Genomic DNA, 17,870 nt, shown 5'->3' with positions numbered 1-17,870 from the left:
GCCTCTGGCGGCCATTCATGAGTATCTCTGTTTCTTAACTGACCAGCATTACCGCTTAGGCCGCGCCCTTGATCCAAAAAGGCCGCATATGCGGCGCCATTGACAAAAAAAGGGCCGCTATGCGGCCCTTGGTCTCTCGTGCTGGCAACGGCTCAGCCGCAGACGGCCGAGGGTGCCAGGAACAGGCCGAATACCGGATCGTCGGAGACGTCGCGATAGACATAACCCAGCTCCTCCAGGTGATGCTGGAAGGCGATCTCATCCCCCGGCGCCATCTCGAAGGCGCACAGCACCCGACCGTATTCGGCCCCGTGGTTGCGGTAGTGGAACAGGGAGATGTTCCACAGGGTGCCCAGGGTCTGCAGGAAGCGCAGCAGGGCGCCGGGCTGCTCGGGGAACTCGAAGCTGTAGAGCCGCTCGCTCAGGCTGCGGCAGGGCCGCCCCCCCACCATGTAGCGCACATGGTTCTTGGCCAGCTCGTTGTCGGTCATGTTCACCACGCCGTAACCACCGGCCTGCAACTCCTCGATGATCTGCTTGAGCTCTTCGGTGCCCCGGGACAGGCGCACCGACACGAAGATGGTGGCCTGTTCGGCGGCGGAGTAGCGGTAGTTGAACTCGGTGACCACCCGGGATCCCAGCTGCTGGCAGAAGGCCAGGAAGGCCCCCTTGCGCTCGGGGATGGTCACCGCCAGCATGCCTTCGCGCTTCTCCCCCAGCTCGCAACGTTCGGAGACGTAGCGCAGGCTGTGGAAGTTGACGTTGGCGCCGGACAGGATGGCCGCCATGCGGCCGCCCTGGGTCTGGTTCAGCTCCACATACTTCTTGAGGCCCGCCAGGGAGAGGGCGCCGGAGGGCTCGGCGATGGCCCGGGTGTCCTCGAAGATGTCCTTCAGGGCCGCGCAGATCTCGTCGTTGCTGACGGTCACCACCTCGTCCAGGTACTCGCGGCAGACCCGGAAGGTCTCGTCGCCGATGCGCTTGACCGCCACGCCGTCGGCAAACAGAGAGACCCGCGCCAGGTTCACCGGCTCACCGGCTTCCAGAGCGGCCTTCAGGCAGGCGGAGCCCTCGGCTTCCACGCCAATCAGCTTGATGTGGGGCAACAGCTGGCGGATGTAGACCGCCACCCCGGCGGCCAGGCCGCCGCCGCCCACCGGCAGGAACACATGGGTCAGGCGGGTGTCCTGCTCCAGCAGTTCCCGGCCTATGGTGCCCTGGCCGGCGATGACGTCGGCATCATCGAACGGCGGTATCAGCGTGAAGCCCTGCTCCACCGCCAGCCGCCGGCTCTCGGCATAGGCCTCGTCGAAGTTGTTGCCGTGCAGCAGCACGTTGCCGCCCATGCGGCGCACCGCCTCCACCTTGATGTCCGGGGTGGAGAGGGGCATGACGATGGTGGCCGGAATATCCAGCTTGATGCCGGACAGGGCCACCCCCTGGGCATGGTTGCCGGCGGAGGCGGCGATGACCCCCTTGGCCTTCTGCTCGGCGGTGAGGCCGGCAATCTTGTTGTAGGCCCCCCGCAGCTTGAAGGAGTGCACCGGCTGGAGATCCTCGCGCTTGAGCAGCACGGCATTACCCAGCCGATCCGACAGGCGCTTGAGCGGTTGCAACGGGGTGACCTTGGCCACCTCGTAGACGGGCGACAGCAGTACCTTTCGCAGGTACTCCGCCGCCGTGGGTTGCTCGGCCATGGCGTTAGTCCTCCAGCTTGCTGCGATCCCGCACCGCGCCCTTGTCGGCACTGGTGGCCAGCAGGGCGTAGGCCTTCAGCGCCAGGGAGACCTGACGTTCCCGCTGGGGCTTCCAGCCGGCGGCGTCCTTGGCCTGACGGCGTTCGGCCAGCACGGCGTCGCTCACCTTCAGCTCGATGCGGCGCTCGGGGATGTTGATGGCGATGGGGTCGCCGGTCTCCACCAGACCTATGGTGCCGCCCGCCGCGGCCTCGGGAGAGACGTGGCCGATGGACAGGCCGGAGGTGCCGCCGGAGAAGCGGCCGTCGGTGATCAGGGCGCAGGCCTTACCCAGGCCCATGGACTTGAGGTAGGAGGTGGGATAGAGCATCTCCTGCATGCCGGGGCCACCCTTGGGCCCTTCGTAGCGGATCACCACCACATCACCGGCCACCACTTCACCCTTGAGGATGCCCGCCACGGCGGCGTCCTGGCTCTCATAGACCCGGGCCTGGCCGTCGAACACCAGGCAGGAGGCGTCCACCCCGGCGGTCTTCACGATGCAGCCGTTTTCGGCCAGGTTGCCGAACAGCACCGCCAGACCACCGTCCTGGCTGTAGGCGTGTTCCTTGGCGCGGATACAGCCCTCTTCGCGGTCCAGATCCAGTTCCGGCCAGCGGCACGCCTGGCTGAAGGCCTGGGTGGTGCGGATCCCGGCGGGGCCGGCGCGGTAGAAGTCCTTCACCAGGTTGGAGGCGCCACGGGTCACGTCATAGGCGTCCAGCAGCTCGGTGAGGGAGAGGCCCAACACGTTGCGCACATTGGTGTTCAGCAGGCCGGCCCGCTCCAGTTCCCCCAGGATGCCCACCACGCCACCGGCACGGTGCACGTCTTCCATGTGGTACTTCTGGGTAGAGGGCGCCACCTTGCACAGGTGCGGTACCTTGCGGGACAGGCGGTCGATGTCGGCCATGGTGAAGTCCACCTCGGCCTCCTGGGCGGACGCCAGCAGGTGCAGCACCGTATTGGTGGAGCCGCCCATGGCGATGTCCAGAGTCATGGCGTTCTCGAAGGCGGCCTTGGTGGCGATGTTGCGCGGCAGGGCGCTCTCGTCGTCCTGCTCGTAGTAGCGCTTGGCCAGCTCGACGATGCGGCGGCCGGCGTTCTTGAACAGCAGCTCACGGTCGGCGTGGGTGGCCAGCAGGGAGCCGTTGCCCGGCTGGGACAGGCCCAGGGCCTCGGTGAGGCAGTTCATGGAGTTGGCGGTGAACATGCCGGAGCAGGAGCCGCAGGTGGGGCAGGCGCTGCGTTCCACCTCGGCGGTGTCCTCGTCGCTTACCTTGCTGTCGGCGGCCATCACCATGGCGTCCACCAGGTCCAGCTTGATCAGCTGATCGGACAGCTTGGTCTTACCGGCTTCCATCGGGCCGCCGGAGACAAAGATCACCGGGATGTTGAGGCGCAGGGCGGCCATCATCATGCCGGGGGTGATCTTGTCGCAGTTGGAGATGCAGACCATGGCGTCGGCGCAGTGGGCGTTGACCATGTACTCGACGGAGTCGGCGATCAGCTCCCGGCTGGGCAGGGAGTAGAGCATGCCGCCGTGGCCCATGGCGATGCCGTCATCCACAGCGATGGTGTTGAATTCCTTGGCCACGCCACCGGCGGCCTCGATCTCCCGGGCCACCAGCTGACCCAGATCCTTGAGGTGCACGTGACCGGGCACGAACTGGGTGAAGGAGTTGACCACGGCGATGATGGGCTTGCCGAAATCGGCATCCGTCATGCCGGTGGCACGCCACAGGGCGCGGGCACCGGCCATGTTGCGGCCCTGGGTGGTGGTGGCGGAACGGTACTTGGGCATCTTGGGCTCCATTTAATCCTTTGATGAAAAACACAGGAGGCGCCCTGGCGCCTCCTCATCCATACGCTTAATCGTTGACCGGTGTCAGCCAGCCCCACTTGTCCTCGGTCTCGCCGTTGAACAGGCCGAAGAAGGCTTTCTGGATCTGCTCTGTGATGGGACCACGGCAACCGGCGCCGATCTGCATCTGATCCACGGAGCGCACCGGGGTCACTTCGGCGGCGGTGCCGGTCATGAAGATTTCGTCCGCCAGGTAGAGGGCCTCGCGGGGCAGTGCCTCCTCCTTCACCGTCAGGCCCATGTCGCGGGCCAGGGTGATGATGGTGTCGCGGGTGATGCCGGGCAGGATGGCGGAGGTCACCGGTGAGGTGTGCAGCACGCCGTTCTTCACCAGGAAGACGTTCTCGCCGGCCCCTTCACTCAGGTAGCCGTTGACGTCCAGGGCGATGCCCTCGGTGTAGCCGTGGCGCTTGGCTTCCCGGGAGATCAGCTGGGAAGAGAGGTAGTTGCCGCCGGCCTTGGCACCGGTGGGGATGGTGTTGGGCGCCAGGCGATTCCAGGAGGAGACCCCCACGTCCACGCCGTTCTTCAGCCCCTCGTCTCCCAGATAGGCACCCCAGGGCAGGGCACCGATCATCACATCGGTGTTGGCCCCCTTGGGCGGGTTCAGCCCCAGACCCACGTTGCCGATGAAGGCCAGGGGGCGCAGGTAGCCGAACTTGAGGCCGTTCTCCCGGACCGTCAGCCGGCAGGCGTCACAGACCGCCTGTTGGCTGTAAGGCATGTCCATCCAGTAGATCTTGGCGGAGTCGAACAGGCGCTGGATGTGCTCCTTCAGGCGGAAGATGACGGTGCCCTTGGGGGTGTCGTAGGCGCGGATGCCTTCGAACACGGAGGAGCCATAATGCAGGGCGTGAGTCATGACGTGTACCTGAGCCTTGTCCCATTCGACCAGCTCGCCGTTGAACCAAATGTACTTGGTAGTCTGTGCCATTGTCGCTTCTTCCTTCTTAAGCCCGTATTTGTAGAGATTGGGGGGCGGCGGACTGGGCCAGCTCGCGGGCCTCCACATGGGTAACGTCCACCAGCTTGTCCAGCTGGCTGAATAACAGGTGGGCGGGCCGCTCGCTCGCCACCGTCAGGGTGATCTGCAACTGCTTGCTGTCGTTCTTGCTTTCCATCTGGCAGCCCTGCAGGGCAAAGCCCCGGTGGCGTACCACCCGCAGCACTCGCTCCATCACTTCGGGGCGACTCTGGGTCAGGATCTTGAATTGATGCTGCTTCATGCTTTTGCCTCCAACATCTGCTGGTTGGCCGCGCCTGGGGGTACCAGGGGCCAGACATTCTCTTCCGGACAAATGGCCACGTGCAACAGGTAGGCACCCGGGCAGGCCAACATTCTTGCGATGGCCGGAGCCACCTCTTCCTTGCGGTGTATGGTCTCACCGGCGATGCCGAAGGCGGCCGCCAGGGCGACGAAATCTGGGTTATCGGTCAGCAGGGTCTCGGAGTAGCGGCCATCGAAGAACAGCTCCTGCCACTGGCGGACCATGCCCAGCCGCTGGTTGTCCAGCAGCACCATCTTCACCGGCAGCTGGGCGCGCTTGAGGGTGCCCAGCTCCTGGACGTTCATCATGAAGGAGCCGTCGCCGCTCACCAGCACCACCTCGTCGGCGGGACGGGCCAGCTTGGCCCCCACGGCGGCGGGCAGGCCGAAGCCCATGGTGCCCAGACCCGAGCTGGAGATGTGCTGGCTGGGGTGGGCGAAGCGCATGTGCTGGGCCACCCACATCTGGTGCTGACCCACGTCACAGGTGACCACCGCCTGCTCGGGCAGGGCGTCGCTCAACTCACGCAGCAAGGCAGGGGCATAGATGGCATCGCCGGGATGGGCATAGTCCCAGGCGAAGTCGCGGGCCATGGCGGCGCAGTGGTCCTGCCAATCGGCGATGGCCAGCGGCTGGGTCAGGGCCGGCAGCAGGGCCTTGAGATCCCCGGCCAGCGCCACGTCCGGTGCCCGGCGCTTGCCCAGCTCGGCGGCGTCGATATCCAGGTGGATCACCTGGGCCGCCGGGGCGAAGGTGTCCAGCTTGCCGGTGACCCGATCGTCGAAGCGGGCCCCCACCACCAGCAGCAGATCGCAGCCCTGCACCGCCAGGTTGGCCGCCTTGCTGCCGTGCATGCCCAGCATGCCGAGAAACTGCGGGCAATGAGGCTCCAGGGTGCCGATGCCCTTCAGGGTGGTGACGGCCGGCAAGCCGGTCTGGCTGGCGAAGGCCCGCAGCTCGTCCACCGCATCGGCCAGCACCACGCCGCCCCCCACGTAGAGCACCGGCTTGCTAGCCTGGGCCAGCAGGGCGCGGGCTGACGCCAGGTCGGCCGCCTCCGGCACTGGGCACTCGCTCACCAGGTGCACGGGGGCGGTGGGCTCCACCGCCATCATCTGGATGTCCTTGGGCACGTCGATCAGCACTGGGCCCGGGCGCCCCTCCTGGGCGATGCGGAAGGCCTCGGCCAGCACCTGGCCCAGCTCGGCCGGATCCTGCACCAGGAAGGAGTGCTTGGTGCAGGCCAGGGACAGACCCAGCACGTCGATCTCCTGGAAGGCATCGGTGCCGATGGCGTCGCGCCCCACCTGACCCGTGATGGCCACCACGGGCACCGAGTCCAGCAGGGCATCCGCCAGGCCGGTGATCAGGTTGGTGGCCCCTGGGCCTGAGGTGGCGATGCAGACACCCACCTGACCGCTGGCCCGGGCATAACCGATGGCGGCCATGGCGGCGCCCTGCTCGTGCCGGCACAGCTGGTGCGGGATGCCGCCGTCATACAGGGCATCGTAGACCGGCATGATGGCGCCTCCCGGGTAGCCAAACACCTGGCTGACCCCCTGTTGGTGGAGTGCGTTCACTATGTATTGCGCGCCGTTCATGCTGTATTTCCTTGTACTGCGAAAATAAAAAAACCCCCGAGCGCCTTGGCAGCTCGGGGGTTTCTATCTGGTTTGGTTGAGTCTAGCTCATCCGTCAGCCTGCGAGTCCCCGAGCGGTGGGAATAATCACCACCACTAGGCGCACAATAATAATGCTGACGACGCTGATAACCGGATGCATGACTCAACCACTAGGTTCGGATCGCGGCGACCTCGCCGCGGGTGGCCTACATAACTAGCACAGGCTATTTTTTAACACAAGCGCTTTTCTGATTGGCTTGTGCTGCCGGAGGCGGTAGCGACTCACAAAAACCAGAACATTAAGTTGAAATAAAAAATACTTTCAGAATTAAAAACCATACAAGGATGGGATAATGTCATTAGCTGTTGTTTTTAGCCGTGCCGCCCTGGGGATCGACGCGCCGGAGATCGCCGTGGAGGTACACCTCTCCAACGGCCTGCCGGCCTTCCATATCGTCGGCCTGCCGGAAACCTCGGTGAAGGAGGCCAGGGAGCGGGTACGCAGCGCCCTGCTCAATGCCAACTTCGAGTTTCCCGCCAGACGCATCACGGTCAACCTGGCGCCGGCGGACCTGCCCAAGGAGGGCGGCCGCTTCGATCTGGCCATCGCCGTGGGCATACTGGCCGCCTCGGAGCAGCTGCCCAGCCAGTCACTAACCCAGCTGGAGTTTCTCGGTGAACTGGCGCTGACCGGTGAGGTGCGGCCCATCCTGGGGGCGTTACCGGCCATACTGGCGGCCCGTCAGGCCGGGCGACAGCTGATCCTGCCGGAAGCCAACGGCGAGGAAGCCAGCCTGCTGCCCGAGGCGCCGGTGCACACCTGCCGCCACCTGCTGCAGCTGTGCGCGGCTATGAGCGGTGGCGCGCCCCTGCCGGTCCCCCGTGCCGCCGCCGAACTGCCCCTGGCCACCCATCACGGCGATCTGCAGGATGTCATCGGCCAGCAGGTGGGCAAGCGGGCCCTGGAGATCGCCGCCAGCGGTCAACACCATTTGCTGCTGATAGGTCCGCCGGGTACCGGCAAGAGCATGCTGGCCAGCCGGCTGGCGGGTCTGCTGCCGCCGTTGAACGAAGACGAGGCCCAGCAGACCGCGGCCATCCACTCCATCGGCGGCCTGATGCCCGATCACCACGCCTGGCGGCGGCGCCCCTACCGCGCCCCCCACCACACCGCCTCGGCGGTGGCCCTGGTGGGGGGCGGCAGCCAGCCCAAGCCCGGGGAGATCTCCCTGGCCCACAACGGCATCCTGTTTCTCGACGAGCTGACGGAGTTCGAACGCAAGGTACTGGACAGCCTGCGAGAGCCCCTGGAGAGCGGCAACATCACCATCTCCCGGGCCAGCCGGCAGGTGGAGTTCCCCGCCCGCTTCCAGCTGGTGGCGGCCATGAATCCCAGCCCCTGCGGCCATGCCGAGGGGCCCCAGCGGCGAGCCAGTCCGGAGCAGATCCTGCGCTACCTGAGCAAGCTCTCCGGCCCCTTCCTGGATCGCTTCGACCTGGCGGTGGAGATACCGCCCCTGCCGCCGGGCAGCCTCTCCCGTCCCGCCGAGCGAGGCGAAAGCAGCGAGCAGATCCGTGAGCGGGTGGCCCGCACCCGGGCCTTGCAGCTGAGCCGAGCCGGCAAGCTCAATGCCGAACTGGACAGCCGGGATCTGGACCATTACTGCCCGTTGAGCGCGGGCGACAGCCAGTTTCTGGAGAACGCCATCCACAAGCTGGGGCTCTCCCTGCGGGCCTGGCACAAGCTGCTGCGGGTGGCCCGCACCCTGGCGGACATGGAGCAGAGTCCGCAGATCCACCGCCAGCACCTGGCCGAGGCCTTGGGCTACCGGGCCATGGATCGGCTGCTGCATCGCCTCAATCAGACGGTCTGACGCTTTTCAAGCCAGTGATCGGTCATTAAAATGGCAACGCGCCCACGGCCCCTCGCCGCGCGACGTCTCGCCCTGGCGGACTCGCGTCATCCCAACCCCTTGACCGAGTAGCCCCAACGAGTAGATAGCATGCTGGCTTCCTTGCCCTCTGCCTTGGTCCTGTGCTTCAGCCTGATGCTGGCCCTGACCAACACAGCGTTCTTCACCCTCATCATAGTGATGGCGGCCCTGTGCAAGCTGCTGCCCATCGCCCCACTGCAGCGCCAATCCACCCGGGTGGCCCACGCCGCCATGGCCGGCTGGCTGGGCGGCAACAGCCTGCTGCTGAACCTGTGCAACCGCATCGACTGGCAGATCCAGGACCACAGCCGGCTCAATCCCCAGGGTTGGCACCTCATCATCAGCAACCACCTGAGCTGGACCGATATCGTGGTGCTGGGCCACCTGTTCCGCGGACGCCTGCCGGTGCCCAAGTTCTTCTTGAAATACGAGCTGCTGTTTGTGCCCTTCATCGGCCTGGCCTGCTGGGGTCTGGACATGCCCTTCATGCGCCGCTACAGCCCGGCCAAGCTACTCAAGCAACCCCAGCTGCGGGGCAAGGACATAGACACCACCCGCGCCGCCTGCGCCAAGTTCCGCCACACCCCCACCACCATCATCAACTTCGTCGAGGGCACCCGCTTCACCCCGGAGAAGGGGGCCAGCCACAACGCCGGCTATCAGCATCTGCTGCCGCCCAAGGCCGCCGGCCTGGCCATGGCCCTGCACGCCATGGAGGGCCAGTTCGACAAGCTGCTGAACGTCACCCTGCACTATCCGGACAACCCGGACAAACCCTTCCGTGACCTGCTCTGCGGCCGCATGGGCCGCATCCAGGTGCTGATCGAAGAGCTCCCCATGGACCAGGTGCCCCAGGGCAACTACCAGGCGGACAAGCAGTTCAAGCGGGCGTTTCAGCAGTGGCTTAACGATCTGTGGGCCCGCAAGGATGCCCAGCTGGCCCGCTGGCAGGCTCAGCCCTCACCGAGCGCCAGGGCCAGTTCCGCCAGCTGCGTCTCGGAATAGACCCGGATGCCATGGGCGCGCAGCAGTGCCGTGGTGACGCCCTCACCGGTCACCCGTTGCCCAGCAAAGCGACCGTCGTAAATCTGCCCACTGCCGCAGGAGGGGCTGCCCTCCTTGAGCAGTGCCAGCTGGATGCCCTGCGCCTGACACAGCTGCAACGCCGCCTGTGCCCCGGCGGCAAAGGCATCGGTCACATCCTGCCCTTGCACCGTCACCACCCGCGTGCCCTGCCGCTCCGCCGGCGCTCTGGGCACCGGCAGGCCACCGGCCAGCTCGGGGCAGAGGGTCACCAGCCTCCCCTCGGCCTGCCAGCGGGCCAATCTCGGATCGGTCAGCCCCTTGCTCTGCCCGTCATAACGGACCGGCTGGCCCAACAGGCAGGCGCTGATCAGTATCTTCTGCATTCCGGCTCCTGACTAAGATGCCCTAAATACAAAAGGGAGCCGCAGCTCCCTTGGGATAGCGGGGCGTGAACTCCCCGTCGTGGTGCCCGCGCGGCTTAATCGGCCTTGTTCAGCAGGAAGCTCACCAGCTGGTCGTATTCGTCCTGACTCTTGAGGGACTCGCTCTTCACCAGGTACTTGCCGTTCACCACTGTGCTGGGCACGCCGCGGATGTTCAGGCTGGCGGTGTTGCGATCGTACTGGGCCACCTGGCCGGTGACGGCAAAGCTGTCGATGGCACCGTCAAACTCCTCACCGCTCACCCCGAGTTGTTCGAAGATGGCCTTCACGGCGGCGCGATCCTTGGGCGGCTGACGCTTCACCTGGATCAGGTCAAACATGATAGGGGTAAACTTGTCTTCCACCTTCAGCATGATGGCCAGGGCGTAGGCCCGTTGCAGCTCGGCGCCCATCTCCCGGCCCAGGAAGGAAACCGGGTTACGGACGAAGGCGACATCGGCCGGCAGGTCGGCGCGCAGGGCCTGGATGATGGGTTCGAATTGGAAGCAGTGCGGACAATAGTAAGAGAAAAACTCCATCACTTCGGGCTTGGCGCTACCGGTCTGCCGCACCACGTCATAGTTCACGCCTTCTTTGAACAAAGGGGCGGCCTGGGTGAGCGGTGCCAACAGCATCGCCAGACAGATCAATATGATTTTCTTCATCTTATTTCCTATTCGTGGAATACGGATTACCGGCTGTCCGCCGGGCCAAGACAGCCTATTCACCTAGAGACCGAACGTCAATGAGATTGGCGGTGCCGCCAGGGCCCGCTCCTGCTCCGCCAGCTGCTGTAGCTGCTGCAGCCAGAAGGCCTCGGTGGCAAACCAGGGAAAGGCGACAGGAAAGGCCGGATCGGCCCAACGACGCGCCAACCAGGCCAGGTGCTGGATCTGGCGCTGGGTGCGCAGCGGCTCGATGAGCGCCAGCTGGCGATGGTCAAACTCGGCAAACTCCTCGTAACCGGCCAGCAGGGTATCCAGCTGCAGGCGCTGCTCGGCCCGATCGCCGCTCAGCAGCAGCCAGAGGTCCTGAATGGCCGGCCCTTCCAGGCAGTCATCCAGATCGACGAACAGGGGACCGTCCCGCCACAGGATATTGCCCAGATGGCAGTCGCCATGCAGCGCCAGCGGCGTCCACTCCGCGTGCCAACCCTCGGTCACCTGCCGCACCAGCCGTGCCAGCAGGGGGCGCAACTGTGTCGCCAGGCCAGCGGGCCAGGGGGCGTACTCCTCCAACTGCGCCAGGGCCAAGGGCAGGCTCTGCCGCGGATCCAGCCGGGGCCGCTTTGTCAGGCAAAAACGGCTGGCTGCCGCATGCCAGCGACCCAGCTGATGCCCCACCGCCTCCAGCTGGTCCAGGTTATCCGGCTCCAGATGACGGCCACCCAGGCTTGGCCAGAGGGCGAACCAGTAATCGCCATGGCGATGCAAGGTATCGCCATCGTGCGACAACGGCACCGCCACCGGCACCTCTTCGTCCGCCAGAAAGGCCGCCAGGGCATGTTCCTCGCGGATCTGCTCCGCCGTCCAGCGCTCGGGGCGGTAGAACTTGACCACCAGACGCTCGCCCGTCTCGTTGCGGAACTGGTAGACCCGGTTCTCGTAACTGTTCAAGGCCAACAGGCCGGTATCGGGATAGAGCCCGACGCCGGCCAGGGCGTCGAGCATCAGATCCGGGGTCAGTTGCTGGAAGTGAAACTGGCTCACTTTGTCTCCTGCCTCAGGCTCAGGACTTGATGCCTCTGGCCTTGAGCAGGGCTTCCTTGAAGTCCGGCACATGATCCTTGGCCAGGCCGGGGATCATCTCGTTATTTTGCTTGTCGCGCATCTTCAGCTGATAGATGAGCACGTCGTCGGTCAGCTCGCTCAGGGGGCGCTCGAAGCCCGCCTCGTTGGCCAATTTTTGCAACATCTGCAGCAGGCTCAGGTCCTGTTCCTTGATCCAGGCCGGTTGCAACAGCTCCAACAACTCTTCAATACGATGACATTGCATCTTCTGCTCCTGTGATGTCTTGGGCCCTCAGGCCACACTGATTCGATTTCGTCCCGCCGACTTGGCGCGGTACAGGGCACCATCGGCCCGGGCAATCAGGGTCGAGGCCTGATCACCGGGATGGGGATACAGGGTCGCCACCCCCAGGCTGACGGTGACCGTATCGGCCACCGCAGAGCCGGCATGGGGTATCGCCTGGTGAGCCAGCCACTCCCGCAACTGATTGGCCAGGGCCAGCCCCCCCGCCTCGGCGGTAAAGGGCAACAACAGCACAAACTCCTCGCCGCCGTAGCGCGCCGCCAGATCATCATCCCGCCGAGGGATGCGGGCCAGGCCATCCGCCAGCTTGCGCAGGCAATCGTCGCCGGCCAGGTGGCCATAGTAATCGTTATATTGCTTGAAGAAGTCCACATCCACCAGGATCAGCGAGATGGGAGCCTGGGTGCGGCAGCAGCGGCGCCAGGCGGTGGTGAGGGAGAGATCAAAACAGCTACGGTTGGCCAGGCCGGTGAGGCCATCTCGTTGGGAGGCCAGCCGCAGCTCGTCACTCTGTTGCCGCAACGCCAGGGCCAGCTTGGCGTTGTTGAATCTGTGATAGAGGGACTCCAGCTGCCAATGGGACAGCCGCCGCATGGCCAGCATCAGGGTGAGCACGAACACGGCCACCGAAACCAGGCCAAGCAAGGGTTCAGAAGCCAACTCCAACAACAGGCTCAGTACGATGGGCAAGAGGGCACCGTAGACACAGCGGCGGCTGCTCAGCAGCGAGACACAGGATTCGGCCATGATAAGGCAGGAGAGCAGGATCAAGATGCCGCGTTCCGTGTCGCCGGTCTGACTCATGTGCATCAGCAGCCCCATGCCCCACAGGATGGAGGTGCAGGTCACCCCGACGAAATACTCGTATTCCAACCAGTTGAGTGAGGGATGCCGCGCCTGACGGCGCCATAGCAGGTGCCAGCCACGCAGCACCAGGGTCACCAACAGAGCGATCAGCCAGCCCAGCAGGCCATTGGCGTCCACCTGACCAACCAGCAGACAACCGGCAATGACGGTCAGCACCAGCATCAGGATCAGGGAATAGAAGCCATTGTCGTACAGGTAGGCGATCAGCTCCTGCTTGACCTTGGTGATGACCTGCTCGCTAACCTGCATGGGCCGCCTTAACGCGTTGACATCATCAGTCGATCCCACTGGCTGGTGAGATCCCGCAAGGCCTGGGGACTGCGATGGCGGACGCTACAACCGCGACGCAACCAGCCCAACCACCACCGCAGCAGGGTATCGGAACGCCCCAGCAGACGGGAAGCCAGCACCACTCCCCTGAGCTGACGCCGGGTGATCTTGGCTTCCCCCTGCTGGCTGACTACCCGTTTCAGGGTCAAGATCGCCATGCCGATGGCCCACAGACAGAACTGACGGATCCCCTGTTGTGTCACGGGCAACTGGCAGGTGAAGTCCATGGCATCCTGCAGATGCCCCTGGGCCAGCCCTGCCAGCTCATCCAGCAGACGCTGACAGCCCGCCTGGTCCTGCCCCCATCCCTCGAGGGCCAGATCCAGTCCCTGACGCAGGGCCAACTCCCTGGGCAACCAGCAGACGCCGCGGGCCCTATCATCGGCCATGTCCTTGAGGATGTTGGTCATCTGCAACCCTTGGCCGAAAGAAACGGCCAGCGCCAGCAACTGATCCCGTTTCGGCGCCAACTCAGGACAGTGCAAGATGAACAGCTCAGCCAGCATCTCCCCCACCACCCCGGCGACGAAATAGCAGTATTGATCCAGGGCCGCCAGATCCGGCAGCCCCTGAGAGCAATCCTGCTGCTGATAGCCAGCCATGCCCCGGCTCATGATGGTGGCACAGCGCGCCAGTACGGCTTGCACTTCCGCCGGGTAGCTGCGGTAACGGGCCAGCACCTCGGGAGTCAGCGCCATCAGCGCCTGTTCGGCCGCCGGCGTTGCCGCACTCAGGCTAGCCTTCGCCTGGGCGGTAAAATCAGCCGCCAACGCCTGCTCTGCCAGGGCCGCCAGAAACTGGCTTAACAGAGCCTGTTTTTGCTGACAGTCGAGGGCGGGTTCATCTTCCAGGGTATCGACGATACGACACAGCAGATAGGCATTGCCCACATAGTCCTGTAACGGCGCAGGTAACAGAGGGATGGTGAGGGCAAAACTGCGTGAGACCTGCGCAAGCAGATGTTGTTGCTGGGAAATGTCGATCATGAGCCGCCGCCTCAAGAGTGAAGCGAACAGTCTATCATCACAGGCGCCAGGATCCGAACCATGTCCCCAGATCCCGGAGGGAGCCAGCAAAAATACGAGGTCGGCACCGGAATGGAAGTTGGAATCCGCCAAAAACAAAAAGCCCTTAAGCTGTAATAGCTTAAGGGCTCTGTTCAGTGGCGGAGTGGACGGGACTCGAACCCGCGACCCCCGGCGTGACAGGCCGGTATTCTAACCGACTGAACTACCACTCCGCATGTCTTGCTGCGCTTCATTGGAGAACGGGTCTTGCTCTCCGCGCGTATTGGGTGCCTGGCGGTGTCCTACTCTCACATGGCGAATGCCACACTACCATCGGCGCTACAGCGTTTCACTTCTGTGTTCGGCATGGGAACAGGTGGGTCCACTGCGCTATTGCCGCCAAGCAAAATCATAATCTGAAAAGCTGAAATTCGTTCTAAGGCTACCGCTACAAGGTCTAAGACCCCTTGGGTGTTGTATGGTTAAGCCTCACGGGTAATTAGTATGGGTTAGCTCCACGCATCACTGCGCTTCCACACCCCACCTATCAACGTCGTAGTCTTCGACGGCCCTTTAGGAGGTTCAAGACCTCAGGGATGACTCATCTCAGGGCTCGCTTCCCGCTTAGATGCTTTCAGCGGTTATCGATTCCGAACTTAGCTACCGGGCAGTGCCATTGGCATGACAACCCGAACACCAGAGGTTCGTTCACTCCGGTCCTCTCGTACTAGGAGCAACTCCCTTCAATCATCCAACGCCCACGGCAGATAGGGACCGAACTGTCTCACGACGTTCTGAACCCAGCTCGCGTACCACTTTAAATGGCGAACAGCCATACCCTTGGGACCAACTTCAGCCCCAGGATGTGATGAGCCGACATCGAGGTGCCAAACACCGCCGTCGATATGAACTCTTGGGCGGTATCAGCCTGTTATCCCCGGAGTACCTTTTATCCGTTGAGCGATGGCCCTTCCATTCAGAACCACCGGATCACTATGACCTGCTTTCGCACCTGCTCGACCTGTCCGTCTCGCAGTTAAGCTGGCTTATGCCATTGCACTAACCTCCTGATGTCCGACCAGGATTAGCCAACCTTCGTGCTCCTCCGTTACTCTTTGGGAGGAGACCGCCCCAGTCAAACTACCCACCAGACACTGTCCTCACCCCGGATAACGGGGCCAAGTTAGAACATCAAACATACCAGGGTGGTATTTCAAGGTCGGCTCCACGACAACTAGCGTCATCGCTTCTAAGCCTCCCACCTATCCTACACAAGTAGGTTCAATGTTCAGTGTCAAGCTGTAGTAAAGGTTCACGGGGTCTTTCCGTCTAGCCGCGGGTACACTGCATCTTCACAGCGATTTCGATTTCACTGAGTCTCGGGTGGAGACAGCGTGGCCATGGTTACACCATTCGTGCAGGTCGGAACTTACCCGACAAGGAATTTCGCTACCTTAGGACCGTTATAGTTACGGCCGCCGTTTACCGGGGCTTCGATCAAGAGCTTCGCTTGCGCTAACCCCATCAATTAACCTTCCGGCACCGGGCAGGTGTCACACCCTATACGTCCACTTTCGTGTTTGCAGAGTGCTGTGTTTTTGTTAAACAGTCCCAGCCACCTGGTCACTGCGGCTGCCATCAGCTCTGTGAGCAAGTCACTTCACCAACAACAGCGTACCTTCTCCCGAAGTTACGGTACTATTTTGCCTAGTTCCTTCACCCGAGTTCTCTCAAGCGCCTTGGTATTCTCTACCCGACCACCTGTGTCGGTTTGGGGTACGGTTGTCTGTAACCTGAAGCTTAGAGGCTTTTCCTGGAAGCGTGGCATCAGCAACTTCCCATCCGTAGATGGTTCGTCTCGGGTCTCGACATTGTGTCTCCGGATTTGCCTGGATACACTGCCTACCGCCTTTCACCAGGACAACCAACGCCTGGCTTGCTTAGCCTTCTCCGTCCCCCCATCGCAGTTACAGCCAGTACGGGAATATTAACCCGCTTCCCATCGACTACGCTTTTCAGCCTCGCCTTAGGGGCCGACTCACCCTGCCCCGATTAACGTTGGACAGGAACCCTTGGTCTTCCGGCGAGGAGGCTTTTCACCCCCTTTATCGTTACTTACGTCAGCATTCGCACTTCTGATATCTCCAGCATGCCTTACGACACACCTTCGCAGACTTACAGAACGCTCCCCTACCACTCAATCTATTGATTGAATCCGCGGCTTCGGTGCCTGGTTTGAGCCCCGTTACATCTTCCGCGCAGGCCGACTCGACTAGTGAGCTATTACGCTTTCTTTAAATGATGGCTGCTTCTAAGCCAACATCCTAGCTGTCTGAGCCTTCCCACATCGTTTCCCACTTAACCAGAACTTTGGGACCTTAGCCGGCGGTCTGGGTTGTTTCCCTCTTCACGACGGACGTTAGCACCCGCCGTGTGTCTCCCGGATAGTACTTACTGGTATTCGGAGTTTGCATGGAGTTGGTAAGTCGGGATGACCCCCTAGTCCAAACAGTGCTCTACCCCCAGTAGTATTCGTCCGAGGCGCTACCTAAATAGCTTTCGGGGAGAACCAGCTATCACCGAGTTTGATTGGCCTTTCACCCCTAGCCACAAGTCATCCCCTAACTTTGCAACGTTAGTGGGTTCGGTCCTCCAGTACCTGTTACGGCACCTTCAACCTGCCCATGGCTAGATCACCCGGTTTCGGGTCTACTCCCAGCGACTAGTCGCCCAGTTAAGACTCGGTTTCCCTACGGCTCCCCTATTCGGTTAACCTCGCCACTGAAAGTAACTCGCTGACCCATTATACAAAAGGTACGCAGTCACCCCACAAGGAGGCTCCCACTGCTTGTACGTACACGGTTTCAGGTTCTATTTCACTCCCCTCACAGGGGTTCTTTTCGCCTTTCCCTCACGGTACTGGTTCACTATCGGTCAGTCAGTAGTATTTAGCCTTGGAGGATGGTCCCCCCATGTTCAGACAGGATATCACGTGTCCCGCCCTACTCGTTTTCACGCTGATGTCGCTTTCGTGTACGGGACTATCACCCTGTATCGTCGGCCTTTCCAGGACCGTTCCACTAACTCCATCAACGCTTAAGGGCTGCTCCCCGTTCGCTCGCCGCTACTGAGGGAATCTCGGTTGATTTCTTTTCCTCGGGGTACTGAGATGTTTCACTTCTCCCGGTTCGCCTCGTTAGACTATGTATTCATCTAACGATACTGAGTAAACTCAGTGGGTTTCCCCATTCGGACATGGTTGGCTATAACGCTTCTTACCAGCTCACCAACCCTTTTCGCAGGTTAGCACGTCCTTCATCGCCTCTGACTGCCTAGGCATCCACCGTGTACGCTTAGTCGCTTAACCATACAACCCCAAGAAGTCTTTCGACTCTCGACGTCGCACACAAGGACTGTGTTACAACTTTGTTTTCGCCAAGAAGTTCCAAGACACTTGTAACAGTATTTAGAACTTTTGAATCAGCTTTCCAGATTGTTAAAGAGCAGTTTTCACGAAGAAAACAGAGGTAAGAATTAGCTTCTTAGCTCTGCATTCTCAACGCATGAATGGCGTCCCCTAGGGGATTCGAACCCCTGTTACCGCCGTGAAAGGGCGGTGTCCTAGGCCTCTAGACGAAGGGGACAAAATTCGTGCTGTGCAGCGCTACGCGCTGCAACGAATTTTGTTCTTGGCGAAGCTGAGCCGGCGAAGCTGAGCGCCAATGTGGCGGTCCTGCTTACTCCGTCCAGAGCCAAAACA

13 protein-coding genes, 2 tRNA genes and 2 rRNA genes are annotated in these 17,870 nt (G+C 62.4%); 2 read left to right on the top strand and 15 right to left on the bottom strand.

What is annotated here, in order from left to right; translation table 11 throughout:
* Positions 1 to 152: 152 nt before the first annotated feature.
* The 5 genes from ilvA to ilvG all read right to left on the bottom strand — a co-directional run bounded on the left by ilvA (position 153) and on the right by ilvG (position 6,469).
* Positions 153 to 1,697, bottom strand: a complete 1,545-nt coding sequence (ilvA, locus tag ABHF91_RS00195; protein WP_409421498.1) for a threonine ammonia-lyase, biosynthetic — start codon at positions 1,695 to 1,697, stop codon at positions 153 to 155.
* Between the two features lie 4 nt (positions 1,698 to 1,701).
* Positions 1,702 to 3,540 carry a dihydroxy-acid dehydratase gene (gene ilvD / locus ABHF91_RS00190; RefSeq protein ID WP_409421497.1) on the bottom strand — a complete coding sequence of 613 codons (1,839 nt, stop codon included), beginning with the start codon at positions 3,538 to 3,540 and terminating at the stop codon, positions 1,702 to 1,704.
* A 67-nt stretch (positions 3,541 to 3,607) separates the two neighbouring features.
* Positions 3,608 to 4,534 carry a branched-chain amino acid transaminase gene (locus ABHF91_RS00185; RefSeq protein ID WP_409421496.1) on the bottom strand — a complete coding sequence of 309 codons (927 nt, stop codon included), beginning with the start codon at positions 4,532 to 4,534 and terminating at the stop codon, positions 3,608 to 3,610.
* A gap of 16 nt (positions 4,535 to 4,550) precedes the next feature.
* On the bottom strand, positions 4,551 to 4,826 hold the full coding sequence (ilvM, locus tag ABHF91_RS00180) for an acetolactate synthase 2 small subunit (protein ID WP_409421495.1): 276 nt from the start codon (positions 4,824 to 4,826) through the stop codon (positions 4,551 to 4,553).
* Positions 4,823 to 6,469: an acetolactate synthase 2 catalytic subunit gene (gene ilvG, locus ABHF91_RS00175; RefSeq protein WP_409421494.1), complete on the bottom strand. Its 1,647-nt coding sequence runs from the start codon at positions 6,467 to 6,469 to the stop codon at positions 4,823 to 4,825. Before ilvG ends, ilvM begins: the two co-directional genes overlap by 4 nt.
* A 374-nt stretch (positions 6,470 to 6,843) precedes the next feature.
* Between ilvG and ABHF91_RS00170 the strand changes: the two genes are divergently transcribed.
* Positions 6,844 to 8,364: a YifB family Mg chelatase-like AAA ATPase gene (locus ABHF91_RS00170; RefSeq protein WP_409421493.1), complete on the top strand. Its 1,521-nt coding sequence runs from the start codon at positions 6,844 to 6,846 to the stop codon at positions 8,362 to 8,364.
* Between the two features lie 129 nt (positions 8,365 to 8,493).
* Positions 8,494 to 9,429, top strand: coding sequence for an acyltransferase (locus ABHF91_RS00165; RefSeq protein WP_409421492.1), 936 nt, complete (start codon positions 8,494 to 8,496; stop codon positions 9,427 to 9,429).
* On the opposite strand, the gene ABHF91_RS00160 is transcribed toward ABHF91_RS00165, so the two are convergent.
* The 10 genes from ABHF91_RS00160 to ABHF91_RS00115 all read right to left on the bottom strand — a co-directional run bounded on the left by ABHF91_RS00160 (position 9,378) and on the right by ABHF91_RS00115 (position 17,754).
* Complete coding sequence (locus tag ABHF91_RS00160) at positions 9,378 to 9,833, bottom strand: DUF523 domain-containing protein (protein ID WP_409421491.1); 456 nt, start codon at positions 9,831 to 9,833, stop codon at positions 9,378 to 9,380. The genes ABHF91_RS00165 and ABHF91_RS00160 overlap by 52 nt on opposite strands.
* A 95-nt stretch (positions 9,834 to 9,928) precedes the next feature.
* Entirely contained in the window at positions 9,929 to 10,537 is a 609-nt protein-coding gene (locus tag ABHF91_RS00155) for a thiol:disulfide interchange protein DsbA/DsbL (protein WP_409421490.1), read from the bottom strand.
* 63 nt (positions 10,538 to 10,600) lie between these two features.
* Positions 10,601 to 11,581, bottom strand: a complete 981-nt coding sequence (locus tag ABHF91_RS00150) for a serine/threonine protein kinase (protein WP_409421489.1) — start codon at positions 11,579 to 11,581, stop codon at positions 10,601 to 10,603.
* Positions 11,582 to 11,600: 19 nt separating this feature from the next.
* A complete protein-coding gene (locus ABHF91_RS00145) occupies positions 11,601 to 11,867 on the bottom strand; it encodes a YihD family protein (RefSeq protein ID WP_409421488.1) in 267 nt (88 codons plus the stop codon).
* Positions 11,868 to 11,894: 27 nt separating this feature from the next.
* Positions 11,895 to 13,022: a diguanylate cyclase domain-containing protein gene (locus ABHF91_RS00140; protein ID WP_409421487.1), complete on the bottom strand. Its 1,128-nt coding sequence runs from the start codon at positions 13,020 to 13,022 to the stop codon at positions 11,895 to 11,897.
* Between the two features lie 8 nt (positions 13,023 to 13,030).
* Positions 13,031 to 14,089, bottom strand: a complete 1,059-nt coding sequence (locus ABHF91_RS00135) for a squalene/phytoene synthase family protein (protein WP_409421486.1) — start codon at positions 14,087 to 14,089, stop codon at positions 13,031 to 13,033.
* 177 nt (positions 14,090 to 14,266) lie between these two features.
* Positions 14,267 to 14,343: transfer RNA gene (locus ABHF91_RS00130), tRNA-Asp, on the bottom strand.
* Between the two features lie 56 nt (positions 14,344 to 14,399).
* Positions 14,400 to 14,514: ribosomal RNA gene (gene rrf / locus ABHF91_RS00125) — 5S ribosomal RNA — on the bottom strand.
* A gap of 74 nt (positions 14,515 to 14,588) precedes the next feature.
* A 23S ribosomal RNA gene (locus ABHF91_RS00120) occupies positions 14,589 to 17,477 on the bottom strand.
* Between the two features lie 201 nt (positions 17,478 to 17,678).
* Positions 17,679 to 17,754, bottom strand: a tRNA-Glu gene (locus ABHF91_RS00115).
* Positions 17,755 to 17,870 lie beyond the last annotated feature (116 nt).

Source organism: Pseudaeromonas aegiceratis, from assembly GCF_046254905.1.
In the GTDB taxonomy this organism is placed as follows: domain Bacteria; phylum Pseudomonadota; class Gammaproteobacteria; order Enterobacterales; family Aeromonadaceae; genus Pseudaeromonas; species Pseudaeromonas aegiceratis.
This window is presented reverse-complemented; position numbering and strand designations above follow the sequence as displayed.

Bases quoted from the DNA above. Each gene is read 5' to 3' on its own strand.
- ABHF91_RS00140 (WP_409421487.1), bottom strand. From the start codon at position 13,022: ATGCAGGTTAGCGAGCAGGTCATCACCAAGGTCAAGCAGGAGCTGATC.
- ABHF91_RS00145 (WP_409421488.1), bottom strand. From the start codon at position 11,867: ATGCAATGTCATCGTATTGAAGAGTTGTTGGAGCTGTTGCAACCGGCC.
- ilvM (WP_409421495.1), bottom strand. From the start codon at position 4,826: ATGAAGCAGCATCAATTCAAGATCCTGACCCAGAGTCGCCCCGAAGTG.
- ilvA (WP_409421498.1), bottom strand. From the start codon at position 1,697: ATGGCCGAGCAACCCACGGCGGCGGAGTACCTGCGAAAGGTACTGCTG.
- ABHF91_RS00165 (WP_409421492.1), top strand. From the start codon at position 8,494: ATGCTGGCTTCCTTGCCCTCTGCCTTGGTCCTGTGCTTCAGCCTGATG.
- ABHF91_RS00135 (WP_409421486.1), bottom strand. From the start codon at position 14,089: ATGATCGACATTTCCCAGCAACAACATCTGCTTGCGCAGGTCTCACGC.
- ABHF91_RS00170 (WP_409421493.1), top strand. From the start codon at position 6,844: ATGTCATTAGCTGTTGTTTTTAGCCGTGCCGCCCTGGGGATCGACGCG.
- ABHF91_RS00185 (WP_409421496.1), bottom strand. From the start codon at position 4,534: ATGGCACAGACTACCAAGTACATTTGGTTCAACGGCGAGCTGGTCGAA.
- ABHF91_RS00155 (WP_409421490.1), bottom strand. From the start codon at position 10,537: ATGAAGAAAATCATATTGATCTGTCTGGCGATGCTGTTGGCACCGCTC.
- ilvD (WP_409421497.1), bottom strand. From the start codon at position 3,540: ATGCCCAAGTACCGTTCCGCCACCACCACCCAGGGCCGCAACATGGCC.
- ilvG (WP_409421494.1), bottom strand. From the start codon at position 6,469: ATGAACGGCGCGCAATACATAGTGAACGCACTCCACCAACAGGGGGTC.
- ABHF91_RS00160 (WP_409421491.1), bottom strand. From the start codon at position 9,833: ATGCAGAAGATACTGATCAGCGCCTGCCTGTTGGGCCAGCCGGTCCGT.